Annotated in this window: 16 protein-coding genes; 8 read left to right on the forward strand and 8 right to left on the reverse strand. The window is 72.6% G+C overall.

The window, feature by feature from the left end:
• Positions 1-75: 75 nt before the first annotated feature.
• Genes ACIQMJ_RS34915 through ACIQMJ_RS34925 form a run of 3 tightly spaced genes read left to right on the forward strand, consistent with a single transcriptional unit; the run spans position 76 to position 3205 of the window.
• Positions 76-723, forward strand: a complete 648-nt coding sequence (locus ACIQMJ_RS34915) for a P-loop NTPase family protein (protein ID WP_499765265.1) — start codon at positions 76-78, stop codon at positions 721-723.
• A complete protein-coding gene (locus tag ACIQMJ_RS34920; protein WP_499765266.1) occupies positions 720-2615 on the forward strand; it encodes a YhgE/Pip family protein in 1896 nt (631 codons plus the stop codon). Before ACIQMJ_RS34915 ends, ACIQMJ_RS34920 begins: the two co-directional genes overlap by 4 nt.
• Positions 2612-3205, forward strand: a complete 594-nt coding sequence (locus ACIQMJ_RS34925; protein ID WP_499765267.1) for a TetR/AcrR family transcriptional regulator — start codon at positions 2612-2614, stop codon at positions 3203-3205. Before ACIQMJ_RS34920 ends, ACIQMJ_RS34925 begins: the two co-directional genes overlap by 4 nt.
• On the opposite strand, the gene ACIQMJ_RS34930 is transcribed toward ACIQMJ_RS34925, so the two are convergent.
• The 5 genes from ACIQMJ_RS34930 to ACIQMJ_RS34950 all read right to left on the reverse strand — a co-directional run bounded on the left by ACIQMJ_RS34930 (position 3206) and on the right by ACIQMJ_RS34950 (position 6960).
• The gene (locus ACIQMJ_RS34930) at positions 3206-3805 is read right to left on the reverse strand and encodes a hypothetical protein (protein WP_499765268.1); all 600 of its coding nucleotides are present in this window, start codon (positions 3803-3805) and stop codon (positions 3206-3208) included.
• A gap of 3 nt (positions 3806-3808) precedes the next feature.
• Complete coding sequence (locus ACIQMJ_RS34935) at positions 3809-4402, reverse strand: Rossmann-fold NAD(P)-binding domain-containing protein (protein WP_499765269.1); 594 nt, start codon at positions 4400-4402, stop codon at positions 3809-3811.
• Positions 4399-4995, reverse strand: a complete 597-nt coding sequence (locus tag ACIQMJ_RS34940; RefSeq protein WP_499765270.1) for a P-loop NTPase family protein — start codon at positions 4993-4995, stop codon at positions 4399-4401. Before ACIQMJ_RS34940 ends, ACIQMJ_RS34935 begins: the two co-directional genes overlap by 4 nt.
• A 9-nt stretch (positions 4996-5004) precedes the next feature.
• A complete protein-coding gene (locus tag ACIQMJ_RS34945; RefSeq protein WP_499765271.1) occupies positions 5005-6297 on the reverse strand; it encodes a Gfo/Idh/MocA family protein in 1293 nt (430 codons plus the stop codon).
• A 69-nt stretch (positions 6298-6366) separates the two neighbouring features.
• Positions 6367-6960 carry a TetR/AcrR family transcriptional regulator gene (locus ACIQMJ_RS34950; RefSeq protein WP_499765272.1) on the reverse strand — a complete coding sequence of 198 codons (594 nt, stop codon included), beginning with the start codon at positions 6958-6960 and terminating at the stop codon, positions 6367-6369.
• Positions 6961-7026: 66 nt separating this feature from the next.
• Here ACIQMJ_RS34950 and ACIQMJ_RS34955 point away from each other — a divergent pair, with 66 nt between their 5' ends.
• Entirely contained in the window at positions 7027-7464 is a 438-nt protein-coding gene (locus tag ACIQMJ_RS34955; RefSeq protein ID WP_499765273.1) for a DUF1453 domain-containing protein, read from the forward strand.
• Here the strand turns inward: ACIQMJ_RS34955 and ACIQMJ_RS34960 are convergent.
• A complete protein-coding gene (locus tag ACIQMJ_RS34960; protein WP_499765274.1) occupies positions 7461-8762 on the reverse strand; it encodes an alpha/beta hydrolase in 1302 nt (433 codons plus the stop codon). The two genes, ACIQMJ_RS34955 and ACIQMJ_RS34960, sit on opposite strands and share 4 nt — an antisense overlap.
• Before the next feature lie 14 nt (positions 8763-8776).
• Positions 8777-9280 carry a GNAT family N-acetyltransferase gene (locus ACIQMJ_RS34965; protein WP_499765275.1) on the reverse strand — a complete coding sequence of 168 codons (504 nt, stop codon included), beginning with the start codon at positions 9278-9280 and terminating at the stop codon, positions 8777-8779.
• A gap of 77 nt (positions 9281-9357) precedes the next feature.
• Between ACIQMJ_RS34965 and ACIQMJ_RS34970 the strand changes: the two genes are divergently transcribed.
• Positions 9358-9813 (forward strand): winged helix-turn-helix transcriptional regulator, encoded by a 456-nt coding sequence (locus ACIQMJ_RS34970; protein ID WP_387495238.1) that lies wholly within the window; start codon positions 9358-9360, stop codon positions 9811-9813.
• Positions 9814-10156: 343 nt separating this feature from the next.
• Complete coding sequence (locus ACIQMJ_RS34975; RefSeq protein WP_499765276.1) at positions 10157-10519, forward strand: hypothetical protein; 363 nt, start codon at positions 10157-10159, stop codon at positions 10517-10519.
• A gap of 12 nt (positions 10520-10531) precedes the next feature.
• On the opposite strand, the gene polA is transcribed toward ACIQMJ_RS34975, so the two are convergent.
• Positions 10532-13207: a DNA polymerase I gene (gene polA / locus ACIQMJ_RS34980; RefSeq protein WP_499765277.1), complete on the reverse strand. Its 2676-nt coding sequence runs from the start codon at positions 13205-13207 to the stop codon at positions 10532-10534.
• Positions 13208-13259: 52 nt separating this feature from the next.
• On the opposite strand from polA, the gene ACIQMJ_RS34985 reads away from it, so the two are divergent.
• Both ACIQMJ_RS34985 and ACIQMJ_RS34990 read left to right on the forward strand, forming a co-directional pair.
• Positions 13260-13694 (forward strand): hotdog fold thioesterase, encoded by a 435-nt coding sequence (locus ACIQMJ_RS34985; protein ID WP_499765278.1) that lies wholly within the window; start codon positions 13260-13262, stop codon positions 13692-13694.
• A gap of 61 nt (positions 13695-13755) precedes the next feature.
• Positions 13756-14310 carry a DUF4352 domain-containing protein gene (locus tag ACIQMJ_RS34990; protein ID WP_499765279.1) on the forward strand — a complete coding sequence of 185 codons (555 nt, stop codon included), beginning with the start codon at positions 13756-13758 and terminating at the stop codon, positions 14308-14310.
• The last annotated feature ends 10 nt before the right edge of the window (positions 14311-14320 follow it).

The raw sequence follows: 14320 nt of genomic DNA on the forward strand, positions 1-14320 counted from the left end.
CCGCGCCGGGTTGCGAGCAATCCTCGGCCGGACCACTATTTGAACTGACCGGTCAGTTCAAAAGGAGGTCCGACGGTGCGCATCCACGCTCGGCGCGTCGGCGTCACCGGGCCGCACGGCCCGCTGCTCAAGCCGACGTCACTGCTGGTGGAGCCGGGTGAGCTGGTGCTGGTGGCCGGTGACCCCGGAGCCGGGCACACCGCACTGGGCCTGGTGCTGTCCGGCCGGATGCGGCCGAGCACCGGCGAGGTCTCCCCCGCCGCAGCCGGGCTGCGCGAGCACGTCGTGCTGGTGGACTCCCCCGACGTCAGCGAGCCCGAGGCGTCGCTGCCCCTGGCCGGCGTGGTCGGCGAGGAGCTGGCCGTGAACGGGGAGCGGAGCGGGCGCAAGGCGGTGGCCGACTGGCTGGTCGAGCGCGGCGCGGACGAGCACCTGGACCAGCGGTTCGAGCAGGTCCCGGCGGCCGTCCGGTGCGCCCTGATGCTGGAGCTGGCCGCGGGCCGGCCCGGCGCGACGACCCTGGTGCTGGACAGCCCCGACCGCTACCACGGCGACCCGGCCGGGTGGATCGGGCTGGCCCGCCGGCACGTGACGCCCGAGCGGTCCGTCGTCGTCCTGTGCACCACGACCAGCGCCGCCGTGCTCGACGTGCCCGTCGCGCGCATCGGCGCGGACAACACCGCCGCGGAGAACTCCGGCGCGGACAACGAGGAGTCGCAGTGACCGCCGTCCGGATGGCGTTCAACGAGCTGCGCCGGATCACCTCCGGCAAGCTGCCCAAGCTCGCGGTGCTGGCGCTGACGCTCGTGCCGCTGCTCTACGCCGCCCTGTACCTGTACGCCAACAAGGACCCGTACGCGCACCTCAACCAGGTGCCGGCCGCGCTGGTCGTCGAGGACAAGGGCGCGACCGCGAGCGACGGCACCCGTCTGGACGCGGGTGTCCAGGTGGCCGAGGAGCTCGTCAAGGGCGACAGGTTCGACTGGCGCCGGGTGGACGCCGAGCAGGCCGAGGCGGGCGTGCGCAACGGCACCTACACGTTCGCGCTGACCCTGCCCGAGGACTTCTCGCAGGCCCTGCTGTCGTCCGGCGACTTCACGCCCCGGCAGGGCGTCATCGTGCTGACCACCAACGACGCGAACAACTACCTCGGCTCCACCATCGCCAACCAGGTCGTGGCCGAGGTGCGCCGGTCGGTGTCGGTGAAGGTCGGCGAGGAGGCCGCGGACAAGCTGCTGCTCGGGTTCTCCACCATCCGGCAGAAGACCGCCGAGGCCGCGGACGGCGCGACGAAGCTCGCCGGCGGGCAGCAGGACGCCCTGGCCGGCGCCCAGGAGCTGGCCGACGGGACCGTGCCGCTGGCCGACGGCGCGGCGCAGGTGTCGGCGGGACTGAAGCAGCTGCGCGACTCGACGGCTGACCTGCCGGTGAAGTCGCAGCAGCTCGCGTCCGGGGCCAAGCAGGTCTCAGACGGCAACGAGACCGTCGCCCGGACCGCCGAGGACTACGCCGCCAAGGCGCAGGACCTGGTCAACCGGCTGGACGCGGTCAACGGCGACGTGGCGGCCAGGCTGCGCGCGCTCGGGTTCACCGAGGAGCAGGTGCAACGCGTGCTCGGCGTGCTGGGCGACGCCCGCCGGCCCGTCGACGACGCCAACGGCAAGGTCCAGGGCACGGCCGGGCAGTTGCGCGCGCTCGCGAACGGCGCCAAGCAGGTCTCCGACGGCGCGGCGCGGCTGGCCGCGAGCACGCCGGCGCTCACCGACGCCGTCACGCGGCTCAACGACGGCGCGGCGCAGGTGTCGTCCGGGGCGGCGCAGGTGCGCGACGGCGCGGCCGGGCTGCGCGACGGCGAGGCGCAGCTCGTCGACGGGGCGAACCGGCTCCGCGACGGCCTGACCTCCGGCGTCTCCCAGATCCCCAACCCCGACGACCCGACCCGCGAGTCGACCGCGCGGACGATCGGCGACCCGGTGAGCGTGCGCGGGGTGAGCCAGACGTCCGCGGGCAGCTACGGCGCCGGGCTGGCCCCGTTCTTCCTCGGCCTGGCCACCTGGATCGGTGCGTTCGTGCTGTTCCTGCTGCTCAAGCCGCTGCCCCGGCGCGGCCTGGCGACCGGCCAGTCGCCGCTGCGGGTGGCGCTCGGCGGCTGGCTGCCCGGCGTGCTGCTCGGCGCGGCGCAGGTGGTGGTGATGTACGCGGTGGTCACGCTGGTGGTGGACATCCGGCCGTCGCACCCGCTGGGCGCGCTGGCGTTCCTGCTGCTGGTGTCGGCGACGTTCGTGGCCGTGCTGCACGCGCTGAACGCCCTGTTCGGCGCGGTCGGCAAGTTCATCGGCCTGGTGCTGCTGATCCTGCAGCTGGTCAGCGCGGGCGGCACGTTCCCGTGGCAGACCATCCCCGTGCCGCTGTACCCGCTGCACTACGGGCTGCCCATGGGTTACGCCGTGGACGGCCTGCGGCACCTCATGTACGGCGGTTCGCTGGGCGGCGTGGGCCGGGACGCGCTGATCCTGGTCGGCTACCTGGTGGGGAGCCTTGCCTTGGCGACGTTCGCCGCGTACAAGCAGCGGGTGTGGACACCCAGCCGCCTCAAGCCCGAACTGGTCCTGTGACGGGCGCGCGCCCCGGCCGCACCGCCGCGACCAAGCAGAAGCTGTTCGACGCCGCCCTGCGGCTGGTCGGCGAACGGGGCGCGGCCGGGGTCACCGTGGACGAGATCGCGGCCGAGGCGGGCGTGGCGAAGGGCACCGTCTACTACAACTTCGCCAGCAAGGACGCGCTGGTGGACGCGCTGCTCCGGCACGGCGTCGACCTGCTGGCCGCGCGGCTGAAGGTCGCCGAGGAGGAGGACGACACGTCCGCGGCGATGGCGTCGCTGGTGGACGGGATGCTCGGGTTCTTCGCCGAGTACCCGGCGTTCGGGCAGTTGCTGGTCTCGGAGCTGTGGCGCACGCCCGGCCAGTGGCACGACACGTTGAGCCTGCTGCGCGACGACATCGTGTCGATCGTGCGCGGCCAGATGCAGCGGTTGGCCGACGCGGGCCGCCTGCCCGACGGCGTGCAGGTGGGCACGGCGTCGGCGGCGCTGTTCGGCACCCTGCTCGTGACCGCGCTGGACTGGCAGGTGTTCCAGCCCGAACGCAGCCTCGCCGACGTGCGCGAGTCGGTGTTGTCCCTGGTGCGGGGCCTGCGGCCGGCCTGATCAGCGGGCAGGCGACCCGGTGGGCCGCAGGTCGCGGAGCACCACCAGGGCGGCGGGCAGCTCCGCGCAGCCGGGGCCGTGCGGGTCCACCGCGCCGAGGTCGGTGGTGATCGCGGCGGTGCAGAAGCCCGGGTCCAGGTCGAGGACCACGCGGGTGCCGGCGCCGGCGGGCGCGGCGAACGGCTCCGGTCGCCCGGTCGGGCGGAGGCCGGTCAGGTCCTGCCGGAAACCCCGGCCGTCCCGCCACACCTCGACGGTGGCGTGCGCGCTCAGCGCCGCCGCCGCGGCGGTGACCCACCGGTTCGGGCCCAGCAGCGAGCCGAAGTAGCCGGGTCGGGGCAGGTCCCGTCCGCCCAGGGCGTCGGCTTGGTCGTCCACGACGGAGAACGCGAGGTCGCCGCGGACCTCGACCACGACCCGCGGGACGTGCGGCGGCGCGACCCGGGCGGCCGGGTGCAGCGCGTGGTCGAGGACGCCGCGCAGCACCTCGGTGGCCGACCTCGGGTCGCCGCGGCCGAAGAACAAGCCCGGTCGGCGGCGGACGAGCTCGTCGAACTCCGGCACCGTGATGTCGCCGGCGTCGTACCCGTGCTCCGCCACGCGCTAGTGCCGCATCACCCAGGTGTCGATCTCGCCGACCTGGTGCACCGACGGGGGTCGGCCGTCCAGGGCGCGGTGGACGGCGTCGAGGACGCCGGTCGAGGTCTCGTCGTGGCTCAGCCAGCGGGTGCTGCCGCCGTGGCGGACGAAGCCGAGCACGACCTGCTGGGTCGGGTGGCCGTCCAGGGCCGGGTCGGGCACGCCGCGCACGGCGTGGATGGCGCCGCTGTCGTGCACCTCCACCACCGGGGCGTGCGGTGCGAGCAGGGGTGCGACGGCGCGCAGGACGGCGTCCCGGTAGCTCGCGTGCACCCAGGCCACCAGCAGGTCGGAGGGCCCGTCCACCACCTCGCGGACCCGGTCGGCCAGCTCGGCCGGTCTGGCCCAGTCCGCGGCCACGGCGATCCGCGCGCCTCGCGCGCCGCTGACGTGCGGCACGTGGGCGCGACCGCGCAGGGCGGCCTTGGCCGCGCTGCCCAGCAGCCCCTCGGGCCGGCGGCTGGGCAGCACCACCCGCCAGCCCTGCGCCACCAGCTCGTCCGCGCACCCCTTCAGCATCCCGGTCCCGCCCAGCACCAACGCCGTCCGCTCGCTCATCGCACCGACTCCTCGCCGCGTTCGGCGGCCCGCCGCAAGGGGCCGGACCGCCACTGGTCGACCTCACGCTGCCCGCGCAGCCGCACCACCGCGATCCGGTCGGCGTGCTCGCCCCGGAGCACCGCGCGGACCCGTTCGCCGGTGCGGGCGTGCGACTTCCACGCCCACCGCAGCAGGTGCTCGGGATCGGTGAGCACCGTGCGCAGCGGCGGTTCGACGTTGCCGTTCCACAGCTCCTGGCGGCGCAGCCGGCGCACCGCGGTCCGCACCGTCACCCGCCGCATCACCACGTGCCGCGGGTGGTCCAACCAGACCAGCGTGTCGGCGTGCTCCAGCAGCACCGGCCGGACCAGGCTGTACTGCCACTCGGTGGCCCACGCGTCGCCCTTGACGAACCTGCGCACGTCGTCCTCGAACTCCACCCTGGGAGTCCACTGTGGACCATGGAACAGCGAGTCCATCTCCACATAGGACAGCCCGAGGGTGCGGGCGACGAGACTGGCCAGGGTCGATTTCCCGGAGCCGGACGTGCCGGCCACGAGCACCCGGCGCGGCGGGTGCGGCAACTCGTCGGCGGGTCCCAGGAGCGGCACCGAGCCAGGCTACCGCCAACCGAGGTCCGACAACTCCGCCACGCGCACGGGTTCTCCGGTCTCGATGCTGCGGTTCGCGGCGAAGCCCGTGGCCAGCGACAACGCGCCGTCGCGGTGCGTGGCGCGGCGGCCGAGGGGGTCCGGCTGGCCGGGCGGTCCGTACAGCACGGCGGTCATCCGGGCGTCCGCGCCGCCGTGCCCGGCGCGACCGGCCTCCAGCGGGATCTCGACGGCCCTCTCGAACAGGGGCTGCACGGTCAGCCGGACGTGCCCCTCCTCGGGGTTGGCCTCCTTGCCGTGCACGGCCGGCTGCCGGCCGCTGACCCAGCTGTTCTCCACCACCTCCAGCTCCAGCCGGCCGCGGCTGCCGTTGACCATCAGCCGGTAGCCCTCCCACGGCGAGTAGGCCGTCAGGTGGTAGGTCAGGGTCGCGCCGCCGGCGTAGCGGACCAGCACCGACATGTCGTCCTCAATGGACACACCGGGGGCGAAGGGGTTCCGGTCGCGCAGGTAGCCGTCCTCGTGCTCGGCGTCGAGGTAGAGCCGGCGCAGCCAGTCGTCACGGCCGATGTGCAGGGCGAACGGGTCGTCATGGGCCTCCGGCGAGCCGTGCACCCGGTCGTAGGGCCGATGATGGCCGTGCCGCTTGCCGTTCTCGTCGCCGTAGAAGAACAGCCGCCCGTACGCGTGCACGACCTCCGGCACCGAGCCGACCCACCAGTTGAGCAGGTCGAAGTGGTGGGTGGCCTTGTGCACCAGGAGACCGCCGGAGTCGGCCTTGTCGCGGTGCCAGCGGCGGAAGTAGTCGGCGCCGTGGCGCACGTCGAGCAGCCACTCGAAGTGCACCGAGCCGATCTCGCCGACCGCGCCGCCGGCCAGCAGCTCGCGGACCTTCTCGTGCACCGGGTTGTACCGGTAGTTGAACGTGACCGTGACGCGGCCGCCGGTGCGGTCCACCGCGTCGAAGACCCTGCCGACGCCCGCCGGGTCCACCGTCATCGGCTTCTCGGTGACGACGTCGCAGCCCGCGTCCAGCGCCTCGACGATGTAGGTGTCGTGGTTGCGGTCGACGGTGCAGACCACGACGACGTCCACCCGCTCGTCGGCGATCATCCGCCGGAAGGCCTCGGCCGCGTAGGTCGGCACGGGCCGGTCGAGGCGTGCGTTGTGCACGGCCATGCGGGTGGGGTTGACGTCGCAGAACGCGACCAGCTCCCCCTGGTCGGCGTGCTCGACGATCGCGTCCACGTGCAGCTCGGCGCGTGCGCCGGTGCCCACGACCGCGTAACGCCTGCGTGCCATGCGCGCCTCCTGGTAAGCGTTTTCCGCCACGCTAACCCGCGCCGACCGGACACCGTCAAGGCCGCGATCTCACCCGGCGGTCAACGACGCCAGGTGCCGGCGCAGCACGGCGCGCATGACCTCCGGCGTGGTGAGGTCGGGCTGGAGCACACCACCCAGCGCGAGGCCGTCGAGGAGCGCGGCCAGCCGTTCGGTCTCCACCTCCACGTCCGCCACGCCGCCACCGGCCAGGACCCTGCCGACGATCATGCGCAGGCCCTCGTGCAGCCGCCGCGCCTGCGACCGCAGCGCGGGCCGGGTGCGTGCGGCGGTGGTGAAGGCCAGCCAGATCTCCGACTCGTCGCGGCGGTCCGGGTCCAGCGGCAGGAGTTCGCCGAGCAGGTCCTCGACCGCCTGCCGCCGCCCGTCCCGGGTCGCCGCCGCCCGGACCGCCGCGACGTGGGCCATGATGCGGCGTTCGAGCCGGTCGTTGAGCTCCTCGAGGGCGAACCGGAGCAGGTCGTCGTGGTCGGCGAAGTAGTGCCGGACCGAGCCGATGGCGAGCCCGGCCTCGTCGGCGACGTTGCGCAGCGACGCCTGCTCCAGACCTTGGCGGCGGACGACGCGGAACACGGCCTCGGCCACCTCGCGGCGACGGGCCTCGGGGTCGACGACCTTGGGCACACCCCTTTCTAGCACACCCGTGCTAGCTTATTTGGCACAGGCATGCCACAAAACGAGGGGGACGTCGTGCCGACTTGGGTGTTGATCGCCGCAGGGGTGGTCGTGGTGGTGGCGAAGCGGTTCCACGGCGAGCGGGTGAACGCGCGCGACCTCGCCGGGCCGCCCGTGGTGCTGGCGGGGCTCGGGGTGTACGCGCTGCGGGAGGTGCACCTGACCGCGGTCGACTGGACGTGGCTGGTCGCGGGCTCGGTGGTCGGGCTCGGGCTCGGCGTGGCGCGGGGCGCGACGATCCGGGTCTTCACCCGGGACGGCGTGCCGTGGCAGCGGTACACGCCGTGGACGCTGCTGGTGTGGGCGGGCTCGGCGGCGGTGAGCGTGGCGCTGGCCCTGGCCGCGGCGTCGGCCGGCACGGCGGCGGACGCGCGCCCGCTGACGCTGTCGATCGGGATCGGCCTGCTCGGCGAGGCGATCCCGATCGGCATGCGCTTGCTGAAGACCGCCTAGCAGGCCGGGAACAGGCGGCGGGTGCTGTTCGGCTCGGTGCGGGCAGCGGCGTCGGTGAACCGGCAGCCGTAGGTCGGCGCGGCCACGACGGCCGGGTCGTCCACCACGTCCGCGGCGGGCCGGCGGCCGGTGTCCGCCCAGGCCAGCAGGTCGTCCCAGGCCCCGCCGACCTCGTTCGGGCTGAACTCGCAGTGGCCGATCGCGCGGATCGCCCGCTGCGCGAGCAGGTGGCCGCGGCCGTTGCGCTCCACGTCGCGCTCGTAGACCTGTTCCATCGAGAACGGCACGAACAGGTCGCCCAAGTCGTGCAGGGACAGCACCGGCGCGGACGGGCGGCCGGCGATGCGCGGCACCTCGGTCAGCCTCGGCGTGAGGCGGGCCTTCGGGTTCTCCGGCAGCACGCGCTGGACCTCGCGGTTGACGTCGACCGGCGCGTTCGGCTCGTACCGGGTCAGCACGTTGGTCGCGACCTGGCCCGGGTCGGCCGCCAGACCCTCGCCGCCCGACGGCGTGGCGAGGCCGAACAGGAAGTCCTTCCAGTACGCGAACGCGGGCGCGAAGCCCGGTCGCGGTCCGCCGCTGCGGTTCGCGACGATCGCGGCGAACTGCGCGCCCCGCTCGTTCGGCGTGCCGGTCAGCCCGAGCGCGGCCTGGATGCGCGGCACCACCGCGGTCGGGTAGTCGGCCGGCGCCGGCCACGCGCGGATGCCGCTGAGTGCCTGCGCGGTGACGTTGTAGTCGAGGAAGAAGTCGAACAGCTCCTGGTCACCGAGCACGCCGCACAGCGGTAGCGCGGCCCGGTAGAAGCCGGGGAACTGCTCCAGCGACCGGCCGATGACGTGACCGCCCATGGAGACGCCCGCGATGAACGCGTCCCGCGGCTTGCCGACCACCCGGTGGAAGTGCTTGGCCAGGTCGTGCGTGCTCAGCACACCGGCCTCCACGTCGTAGCCGTTGGCGTAGTAGCTGGACGCGGCCCAGGCGAAGCCCTGGTCGAGCAGCTTCTGGCGCAGGCCGTAGGCGGGCGGGTCGACGGTGAGCACGGTGCTCGCGCCGCGGTGGCCGTGCGCCCACAGGACCAGCCGGCCGTTCCAGCGCGGCGGCACCTCGATCGTGTACGCGGCGTGCTCGTGCACGCCCTGCAACACCCGGGACGGCTCACCACCGACCTGCGCGGGCGGCAGCGGCGGGTTGTCGATCGTGTAGCCGGGCAGCGGCCGGTCACCGGGCGGCGTCGACGCCGCGGCCGGTGGTGCCAGCAGGACCAGGACGAGCGCCAACCCGAAGATCCGTCGCATACCGCCCATTGTGCTCACCACCGCAGGTCCGCCACCAGCTCCTCGTGGGTCAACTCGAAGGTCAGCGGGTAGCTCACCCGGATCACGTCGTCCTCCTCGCGGGTGAGGCGGGCGCCGGGGAAGACGCGGGCGACCAGGCGCAGCATCGGCTGGTTCTCGCCCAGGACGTCGCCGTGCAGCTCGTGGTAGCGCAGGCCGGTGGCCAGTCGGCCGAGCGCGGCCACGAGCTCGGTGCCGACACCCTTGCGCTGCCACGGGTCGACCACGGCCAAGGCGATCTCCGCCGTGTCGTCACCGGTGGCGATCAACCGGCCGATGCCGATCGGCGTGCGGTGGCACTCGGCGACGACGGCGGCCTTGCGGTGGCCGTCGAGGTCGGTGAGCCGGCGGCGCATGGACGCGGTCAGGCGCGGCACCGGGGCGTGGAAGCGCAGGTAGCGGCTCCGCGGGGACAGGCCGTGGAACACGGTGTCGACGACGTGGCCCGCCTCGGCGGCGTGCAGTTCGCGGACTCTCATGGCGGACGCCCCTTGGGTTCGGATTCCGAACCCTAGCTGGATCCGTTTTCCGAACGCAAGGGGTATCGTGGGCGGACATGGCCCACGTGAAGGTTGCCGACGAGCTGTGCACGGTGTCGCTGCCCGCCGCCCTGCTGGGCGAGCGCTGGACGTTGTTGCTGCTCAGGCAGGCGTTCCTGGGCACGCGGCGGTTCGAGGACTTCCAGACCGCGATGGACATCTCCCGCAGTGTGCTGACCGAGCGGCTGGGCACGCTGGTCGAGGAGGGCATCCTGCGCCGCGAGGCGTACAAGGACGTGCGGACGCGGTACGAGTACCGGCTGACCGAGAAGGGCCTCGACCTCTACCCGGTGCTGATGGCGCTGCGGAAGTGGGGCGACCGCTGGATGTCACCGGCCGAAGGTCCCTCGTTCGACCTGCACCACCGCACGTGCGGCGGGGATGTCGGCGTGCACGTGGCGTGCGAGGGCTGCGGCGCGGAGCTGACCGCGCGGGACGTCCGCGTCACGCCGCTGCGCGACTCGGGCGCGTGAGCACAGCACCTGCCCCACGGCCGCGCCCGCGACCACCGAACACCGGGCCGTCGACCCTGGCCACCCCTTCCGCCACGACGAATGCCGACCCGCCGACCCGCCGAGCGAAGTACGACTGTCCGCACCCCGCGCCGGTGACGCCCGCAGCGGTCAACGACCGGGAAAAGCGTCACCAACCGTGCGCGTTACCGCCCCCGGTCACCTCTTTCCGGTGATTATCGCGTTCCACCGGACAACGGCGTGGCACTCTAACCGGGCATTGCCGGAACAGAAAGGCGACTCCTATATTCGGACAGGCTCGGTGCGATAAACCGAGCCTTTCCCCCGATGAGGAGAAAACGCGATGATGAAGACGGCAAAGGCGTTGGCGGTGACGGCACTGGGTATCGCCCTCGCGTTCGGCCCCGCGGTCGCCGCCACCGCGGCGCCCGCCACCCCGGGCACCGCGACCACCGCTTCGGCGAGCCCGCGGTACGAGAACCTGGGCGGGGTGAACCTCTGGGAGTTCTGCCGCAAGCTCGGCCACCGCGACGTCACGAACGAGTCGCCGCACACCGTCTACAGCTGGTACTGCGTCCGGCAGGACGGCAGCCTCGAGGACATCAACATGTACGCCGCCTGCCAGTGGCAGTACAACAAGCAATGGGCCAAGCCCGCCTACTGGGACGAGAACGACGAGTACAGCTGGTACTGCTACCTCGACTGACCGGGTCGATTCTCAGTGGGCGGCGGCATCCCAGGAACGGCCGACGCCCACTGAGACCTCCAGCGCCACCGACAATTCATAGGCCCCGCCCATCTGCGCGCGGACCAACTCCTCCACTTGTTCGCGCTCGCCCTCGGCGATTTCCAGCACGAGTTCGTCGTGCACCTGCAACAGCATTCGCGACCGCAGACCCGACTCCGCCAGCGCGCGGAACACGCCCAGCATCGCGACCTTGATGATGTCCGCCGCACTGCCCTGGATCGGCGCGTTCAACGCCATCCGCTCGGCCATCTCCCGGCGCTGCCGGTTGTCGCTGGTCAGGTCCGGCAGGTAGCGCCGGCGGCCGAGGATCGTCTCGGTGTAGCCCTTCTTGCGCGCGTCCTCGACCACGGCGTGCAGGTAGTCGCGCACCCCGCCGAACCGGGCGAAGTACGCCTCCTTCTGCTCCCGCGCCTCGGCCGCAGAGATCCGCAGCTGCTGCGCCAGCCCGTACTCCGACAGCCCGTACGCCAGGCCGTACGACATGGCCTTCACCCGGCGGCGCTGCTCTGCGGTGACCTCGGAGGTCGGCACCGAGAACGCGCGGGAGGCGACGAACGTGTGCAGGTCCTCGCCGCTGCGGAACGCCTCGATCAGGCCCTCGTCCTCGGACAGGTGCGCCATGATCCGCATCTCGATCTGGCTGTAGTCCGCGGTCATCAGCTCGGCGTAACCCGGCCCGACCACGAACGCCTCGCGGATGCGCCTGCCCTCGTCGGTGCGGATCGGGATGTTCTGCAGGTTCGGGTCGGTGGACGACAGCCTCCCGGTCGCGGCGATCGTCTGGTGGAACGTGGTGTGGATGCGGCCGTCGTCGGCCACCGACTTGAGCAGCCCGTCCACCGTGGACTTCAGCCGGGTCACGTCCCGGTGCGCGAGCAGGTGCTGCAGGAACGGGTGCTGGGTGGACTCCAGCAGGTTCTGCAGCGCGTCCGCGTCCGTCGTGTACCCGGTCTTGGTCTTCTTCGTCTTCGGCATCTGCAGCTCGTCGAACAGCACGGTCTGGAGCTGCTTGGGCGAGCCGAGGTTGATCTCCTTGCCGATCACCGCGTAGGCGTCCTGCGCGGCCTGCTTCACGCCCGCGGCGAAGTGCGCCTCCAGCGCCGCCAGGTGCTCGGCGTCGATCGCGATGCCGACCGCCTCCACCTCGTCCAGCACCATCATCAGCGGCAGCTCCAGGGTCGCCAGCAGCGACTCCTGACCGGTGGCGACCAGCTCCGCGTCCAGCGCGTCGGCCAGCTCCGCCACCGCGAACGCCCGCACGATCGCCGCCTGCGCGGTCTTCTGCCGGTCCTCCTCCTCGTCGGCCAGCAGCGACAGCTGGCCGTCGTCGGGCTCCTCGGCCCGCAGCTCGCGCTTGAGGTAGCGCAGCGCCAGGTCGTCCAGCGCGAACGACCGCTGGCCGGGCCGCACGAGGTAGGCGGCCAGCGCCGTGTCGCTGCTCACCCCGCGCAGCGTCCAGCCGCGGGCCCGCAGCGCCCGCAGCGGCAGCTTCAGGTCGTGCGCCGCCTTGCTCACCGACTCGTCGGCCAGCCACGCGGCCAGCGCGTTCTCGTCGGCCTCGGTCAGCGCCGCGACCTCGACGTACCCGCCCTCGCCGCCGACCGCGGCCAGCGCCAGGCCCTCCACGTCGCCGCCGGCGGCGCGGATCGCCACGCCGACCCGGCCGGAGCGCGCGTGCGCGTCCAGCCAGGCCGCCAGCCCGCCCGCGGGCACCGCGCCGCCGCTGACCGCGAAGCCCTCCTCGGCCTCCGGCTCGGCGGTGGACAGGGTGGAGAACAGCCGGTCGCGCAGGACCCGGAACTCCAGCTCGTCGAACAACCGGTGCACGGCGTCGCGGTCCCACGGCCGGGCCTGGAGCTCCGCCGGGCCCAGGGGCAGCTCCACGTCGCGCACCAGCTCGGTGAGCTGCCGGTTGAGCATGATGTTGGCCAGGTTGGCGCGCAGCGCGTCGCCCACCTTGCCGGGCACCTCGTCGATGTGGTCGATCAGCCCGTTCAGCGAGCCGAACTGGGTGAGCAGCTTCACGATCGTCTTCGGGCCGACGCCGGGGGTGTTCGGCAGGTTGTCCGACGAGTCGCCGCGCACCGCCGCGTAGTCGGCGTACAGCTCGGGCGGCACGCCCTGCTTCTCCAGCACCAGCTCGGGGGTGTAGCGGGCCAGCTCGGACACGCCCTTGACCGGGTACAGCACCGTCACCTTGTCGGTGACCAGCTGGAGCGCGTCGCGGTCGCCGGTGCAGATCAGCACCTCGAAGCCCAGCGCCGTGGCCTGCGTGGTGAGCGTGGCGATCAGGTCGTCGGCCTCGAAGTTGGGCTTGGACAGCACCGGGATGTTCAGCGTGCCCAGGACGTCCTCGATGAGGCTGACCTGGCCGCGGAACTCGTCCGGCGTCTCGCTGCGACCGGCCTTGTACTCCGCGTACGCCTCGGTGCGGAAGGTCTTGCGCGAGACGTCGAACGCCACCGCCACGTGCGTCGGCTTCTCGTCCCGGAGCAGGTTGATGAGCATCGAGGTGAAGCCGTAGACCGCGTTGGTGGTCTGGCCCGTGCCCGTCTGGAAGTTCTCCTTGGGCAGCGCGAAGAAGGCGCGGTAGGCCATGGAGTGACCGTCGACCAGCAGCAGGCGGGAGGCTTCTGAAGTGCTCACGGGCCGAGTCTAGGGTGGGGGTCCGACAGTTCTGCACCGACTGGAGCAACCCGTGACGCCAGCACCCGAGGACATCCCCGGCGCCGACCAGGACGTCGCCCACGAGCAGCTGACCTCGAAGCTCGGCATCGAGATCACCCGATGGGATGCCGACCGGCTGGTCGGCACCATGCCGGTGAAGGGCAACCGCCAGCCGTACGGGCTGCTGCACGGCGGCGCGAACGCGGCGCTGGCCGAGACGCTGGGTTCGATCGCGGCGGCCATGCACGCGGCGCCGGAGCGGCTGGCCGTGGGCCTGGAGCTGTCCTGCACGCACCACCGGGCCGTCACCGAGGGCGTCGTCACGGGCGTGTGCACGCCGATCCACCGTGGACGCAGCACCGCCACGTACGAGATCGTCATCACCGACGACCAGGGCCGGCGCGCGTGCACGGCCCGGTTGACGTGCTTCCTCAAGGACGCCCCGAAAGACCAACCGAAGGTGTGAAGGTGCGGTTCGGCCGGCCGAGGTGTGCAATTCAGGGTGACCCGGTGAGTCGGAGGTGGGCGTGCGGCGCGTGGTGCTGGTGATGGCCGTGGTGTTGGCGGCGGCCGGGTGCGGTGACGCTCCGGTGGTGGCCGGTCCGGAGACGACGGCGAGTTCGGCGGAGACCTACCCGGTGCCGCCGCAGACGGTGCGGCCGGACGAGAAGCCGCTCAAGATCCCCACCACCTCGGACGGCGACACGGCGTTCACGCTGGTCGGGCTGACCGCCGAGATGCCGACGCTGATCGGCAGCCACGCCGAGTTCCACGCCAAGGGCCAGTTCGTCCGGATCCGGATGAGCGTGATCAACAACGGCCGCAGCAGCGTGTCGTTCGACGCCCGCAGGCACGTGCTGATCGACGACCACGAGGTCGAGCACCAGGTGGACTCGCAGGCCATGACCATCAAGCGGCAGCCGGAGACGATCGACCTCGGCGCGAACGTGCGCCTGGAGTACGACGTCTACTACGACCTGCCCGAGGACGCCAAGCCGCTGGCCCTGCGCGTGTACGGCGGTCCGACGCTGACCGACCTGAAGGACGAGTCGAGCACGGAGATCCCGCTGGCCCAGCCGTAGCCGGGCCGGC

The organism is Actinosynnema sp. NPDC091369 (assembly GCF_044757065.1).
Lineage (GTDB): Bacteria > Actinomycetota > Actinomycetes > Mycobacteriales > Pseudonocardiaceae > Actinosynnema.